The sequence below is a fragment of the Streptomyces sp. AC627_RSS907 genome (assembly GCF_019049165.1).
Genome location: NZ_JAGMUE010000334.1, coordinates 1 through 715 on the forward strand (window position 1 = coordinate 1; position 715 = coordinate 715).

Annotated in this window: 1 protein-coding gene; it reads left to right on the forward strand. The window is 71.9% G+C overall.

Translation table 11 applies throughout. The features are described from left to right. Window positions 1-16: 16 nt before the first annotated feature. Window positions 17-715 (forward strand): beta-ketoacyl reductase (locus tag KUM32_RS35585; RefSeq protein WP_308408804.1); only part of this gene is annotated, 699 nt, incomplete at its 3' end.

The following is a 715-nucleotide window of genomic DNA, read 5'->3' on the forward strand; positions in this document are numbered from 1 at the left end:
GCCGCATGTGAGGCGTGTGCTGTCCGGGAAGGTGGACGGGGCGTTGCATCTGGACGCTCTGGTCGGTGATGTGGACGCGTTTGTGGTGTTCTCGTCGGTCTCGGGGGTGTGGGGCAGTGGCGGGCAGGCGGTGTACGGGGCGGCGAATGCGGCTCTGGACGGGCTGATCGCCCGTCGGCGTGCGGCCGGCCTGCCCGGCACGGCGATCGCCTGGGGACCCTGGGCGGAAGTCGGTATGGCGGCGGACAGCACGGTTGAGGCCCAGCTGCGGCGCCAGGGTCTCCTGCCGATGGACCCGCGGCGGGCGGTGGCCGCGCTGGCCGACGTGGTGGGTCGCGACGAGGGCGCGCTGACGATCGCCGACGTCCGCTGGGACGACTTCCTGGCGCTCTTCGCGGCGGCACGGGTACGTCCGCTGTTCGAGGGGCTGGCCGAAGAGGGGGAGCCGGTCGTCGGCGGGACCGTGTTCTCCACGCTGGGGCAGCGCTTGGCTGGACTCGCGGCGGGCGAGCGTGAGCGGGCCGTCGAGGACCTGGTGCGGTCGCAGGTGGCGGTGGTGCTGGGGCATGTGTCGGGTGAGGCGGTGGCGCCGGGGCGTGCGTTCAGGGAGCTGGGTTTTGATTCGCTGACGGCGGTGGAGTTGCGGAACCGGTTGCAGGGTGCGACTGGTCTGGTGCTTCCGGCGACGTTGGCGTTCGACTATCCGAGTGTGGAG